Here is a 3,894-nt window from a genome sequence, read left to right as displayed (position 1 = left end):
GCAGAAGCAGAAGCAGAAGCAGAAGCAGAAGCAGAAGCACTTCCCGCACGATTACAGTGCGGGCATTCTCCGCACGCACCAGAGCGAACGCAGAGGAGGGGCGAAGGGCAGCAACAGGCGCGCACTGGCGGCGGCACTGAGCAGGACCATTTTCAGATGAAGCGTTCCGTATGGCCGCTGGTTTATGAAGATCTGGACCGGGGCCGGGTGGTCTGCACGCCGGAATTGTTTGGCGATGTCGTGTTGGCGCGTCGGGATGTGCCTGCGTCTTATCACCTTTGTGTCACGCATGATGATGCCATGCAGGGTGTCACGTTGGTGGCACGGGGGGAGGATTTGCGCCCGGCCACGGACCTGCACCGGCTGTTGCAGGCGCTTATGGGGTGGCGCACGCCCACTTATGTGTTCCATCCGCTTTTATGTGATGCGCAGGGACGGCGGCTGTCCAAACGGGATGGTGCGGCGTCTGTGCGGGAGATGCGCGCAGCGGGCATGACACCGGAAGCCGTGCGGGCCATGGCGGTGTTTGCGGGTTGCCCCACCTGAAAAAAGCCGGGGCAACGCGAGAAGAGCCGCGCCTTACGTAAAAATCATGGCAGAAAGGCCTTTCTCCGGTTCCGCCGGAGGCAGAAGCGCATTACTGTGCCGCGCGAAGCGGGATTTTTGGAATCATCTCCCATCATGCTTCGGCCGCCTGAGGCGGCGAGAATGAAAAATTGAGTCAGGAAGTGTGGAAATCATGAGCATTGTCGCTGACCGTCTGAACAGGATCAGCCCCAGTCAGACGATTGTTATTTCGACCAAGGCCCGCGCGCTGAAGGCGGAAGGTCGGGATATTATCAGCCTTTCAGCCGGAGAGCCGGATTTCCGCACCCCGGACAATATTGCCCGCGCCGCCATGAAGGCGATTGAAGAAGGCAAAACCCGCTACACCGATGTTGCGGGCACCCCCGAACTGCGCAAGGCCGTGGCGGAACGCTTCCGCATGGATAGCGGGCTGGATTACACGCCCGAGGAAGTGATTGTTTCCACCGGCGGCAAGCAGGTGATCTACAACGCCATGATGGCCTCCCTGAACCCTGGGGATGAAGCCATTATTCCGGCTCCGTGCTGGGTGTCCTACCCTGATATTGTCACGCTGGCGGAAGGCGTGCCGGTGATTGTGCCCTGCAAGCGTGAAAACGGCTTCAAGCTGACCGCTGAGGAACTGGAAGCCGCCATTACGCCGCGCACCAAATGGTTCTTCCTGAACTCCCCATGCAACCCCACGGGGGCAGCTTATTCTGCTGAAGACCTGCGGCCGCTGTGTGATGTGCTGCTGCGCCACCCGCATGTGTGGGTCTTTACGGACGATATTTACGCCAAGCTGGCGTACGATGGTTTCCGCCCCGCCACGTTTGTGGAAGTGGAACCCCGCCTGCGTGCCCGCACCGTGACCATGAACGGTGTTTCAAAGGCCTATGCCATGACCGGCTGGCGCATTGGGTTCTCTGGCGCGCCAGTGGAAATGACCAAGGCCATGAACAAGTTGCAGGGGCAGTCCACCTCCAACGCGTGCTCCATTGCACAGGCCGCTGCGGTTGAAGCGCTGACTGGCCCGCAGAACTTTATTGGCGAGATGGTGACAACCTATCAGGGCCGGCGGGATCTGGTGGTGTCCATGCTCAATCAGGCAAAAGGCTTGCAGTGTGACAAGCCGGAAGGCGCGTTTTACGTGTTTCCGTCTCTGGAAGGTTGTCTGGGCAAGACCTCTGCCGGTGGCCACAAGCTGGATACGGATGAAGCGTTCGTAACGGCTCTGCTGGAAGAAGAAGGGGTGGCTGCCGTGCATGGCTCCGCCTTCATGTATCCGGGCCATATGCGGATTTCCTATGCCACGGATACGGAAAGCCTGCGGGAAGCCTGCGCGCGTATCCAGCGTTTCTGCGCGGGGCTTGTGTAAGCATGGTCCGCTCTTTTGCCCGCCGGATGCAAGGGCTGCCCGCGCCTGCCACCATTGAAATGGCGCGGCGCGCCCGTGCCCTGCGGGCAGAAGGCAAACAGGTGATTTCTCTGGCGTTGGGGGAACCGGATTTTCCCACGCCAGCCGCCGTGGTGGAGGCTGCGCATCAGGCAGCGCTGGCCGGGCAGACCAAATATCCGCCAGTTGATGGCACTCCGGCGCTGAAGGCAGCGGTTGCCCGCAAGTTCAGCCGTGAGAACGGGTTGGAGTATGCTCCAGACGAGATCATGGTCTCCAACGGTGGCAAGCAGGTGATCTTCAACGCCTTCATGGCCACCCTGAATGAAGGCGATGAAGTGGTGGTGCCCGCCCCTTACTGGGTGAGTTATCCGCTGATAGCCCGCATGTTTGGTGGTGTGCCGGTGTACGCCGCGTGCCGGGAGGAAGACGGTTTCCGCCTGAAAGCCGAGGCGCTGACTGCGGCCATGACCCCCCGCACGCGCTGGGTGGTGCTGAACTTCCCCAACAACCCTACCGGCGCGGTGTGTGAACAGGCTGATCTGCAAGCCGTGGCAGAAGTGCTGCGGCAATACCCGGATGTATGGATTTTGTCTGATGAAATCTATGAACATCTGGTTTTTGATGGCGTGCAATCGGCATCGATTGCGGCTGTGGCGCCCGATCTGAAAGAGCGTACCATAACGCTCAACGGTGTTTCCAAAGCCTATGCCATGACCGGCTGGCGCGTAGGGTTTGCCGGTGGCCCGAAAGATCTGATTGCCACCATGCGGGCCGTGCAGGGAAACGCTACCTCTGGCATCTGCACCATTGCTCAGGCCGCCGCTGCTGCCGCGCTGGATGGCCCGGCTGATCTGGTGCGCACCATGGCCGAAACATACAGCCGCCGCCGTAAGATGGTGGTCGAGGCTTTACGTGCTGTGCCCGGCTTGACCTGCGCCATGCCGGAAGGGGCATTTTATGCCTATCCGGGTGTGGCGGGTTGCCTTGGCCGCACAACAGCAGGCGGAACCCGGCTTGAAACCGACCATGATTTTGCAGTGGCTTTGCTGGAAGAAGCGCATGTGGCCACGGTTCCGGGTTCAGCGTTCGGGCTGTCTCCCTATCTGCGCCTTTCCTGCGCCACCCGTGATGAAGACCTGAAAGACGCCTGCACCCGCATTGCCCGGTTTGTGGACGATCTGCATTAACGGCTGGCTGGGGCGCGTTTACGGGTAAGAGTGTCAGCCGCGTTTCTTTCTCACCATTCTCTCTTGTCTTACATTAAGGTAAGGCGAGGGAGAGTTATTGGGGAGTCGGGAGTATGTCCATCCGGCGTTATGGCATCTTATTCGGAGCAGTCCTGAGTTTTTGGCTGATCGGCCTTCCTGCTTTTGCATCCCCCTCCTGCAAATGGGAAAAGGCTGAATATATCTCGGAAAATGGGGATTACCGTTTCCATGTGGATATGGATGATCTCGTTCGCCGGGGATGGACAAAATATGCATTTATAAAGAGTCTCAGAACTGGAAAATCCATCAAACTCGTTCTGGATGTTGGATCGAGTGCGCGTATTTTCGCGTATCGGATTGGCGGTAAAGGCTCGACGGATGTCATCTTCATGCAGGATGCCCGTCATATAAACAGAAATTTCCCAAAAACTGGGGAAAGTGCTGCAGAAAGCATTATTTTTGTAAACCTCTTGGGGCTTCTTTATCCTGTAGAAGACAGGTTAAAGCCTGAGCAGCAGGTTTTTATGCTGAAATCCTGTTCTAAGTAAAAAACTGTTTTCCTCTTTATTATGACAAATTAAAAGATAAAGAGGGGATCAAACTGATCTGATGGATGGGTCAAGTAACATTAGGGGCGCACGGATAAACACACCCCACGTTCTGATCAGAAACTCTGTCATCCTTGACGCGGAAATCTCACAGAAGGGTTGTGCATCGGGTCGA

The 3,894-nt window shown here is 57.7% G+C and carries 3 protein-coding genes and 1 pseudogene; all 4 read left to right on the top strand.

Features of this window, described 5'->3' with window-relative positions; genetic code table 11:
- Nucleotides 1-174: 174 nt before the first annotated feature.
- A pseudogene (locus AD944_RS01040) lies at nt 175-546 on the top strand (glutamate--tRNA ligase family protein); the annotation flags it as partial.
- A 193-nt stretch (nt 547-739) separates the two neighbouring features.
- Nucleotides 740-1,942: a pyridoxal phosphate-dependent aminotransferase gene (locus tag AD944_RS01035; protein WP_045541580.1), complete on the top strand. Its 1,203-nt coding sequence runs from the start codon at nt 740-742 to the stop codon at nt 1,940-1,942.
- A 2-nt stretch (nt 1,943-1,944) separates the two neighbouring features.
- Nucleotides 1,945-3,150: a pyridoxal phosphate-dependent aminotransferase gene (locus AD944_RS01030; protein ID WP_045541579.1), complete on the top strand. Its 1,206-nt coding sequence runs from the start codon at nt 1,945-1,947 to the stop codon at nt 3,148-3,150.
- 113 nt (nt 3,151-3,263) lie between these two features.
- Nucleotides 3,264-3,719, top strand: coding sequence for a hypothetical protein (locus AD944_RS01025; protein ID WP_045541578.1), 456 nt, complete (start codon nt 3,264-3,266; stop codon nt 3,717-3,719).
- Nucleotides 3,720-3,894 lie beyond the last annotated feature (175 nt).

The organism is Acetobacter tropicalis, assembly GCF_001580915.1.
Lineage (GTDB): Bacteria > Pseudomonadota > Alphaproteobacteria > Acetobacterales > Acetobacteraceae > Acetobacter > Acetobacter tropicalis.
This window is presented reverse-complemented; position numbering and strand designations above follow the sequence as displayed.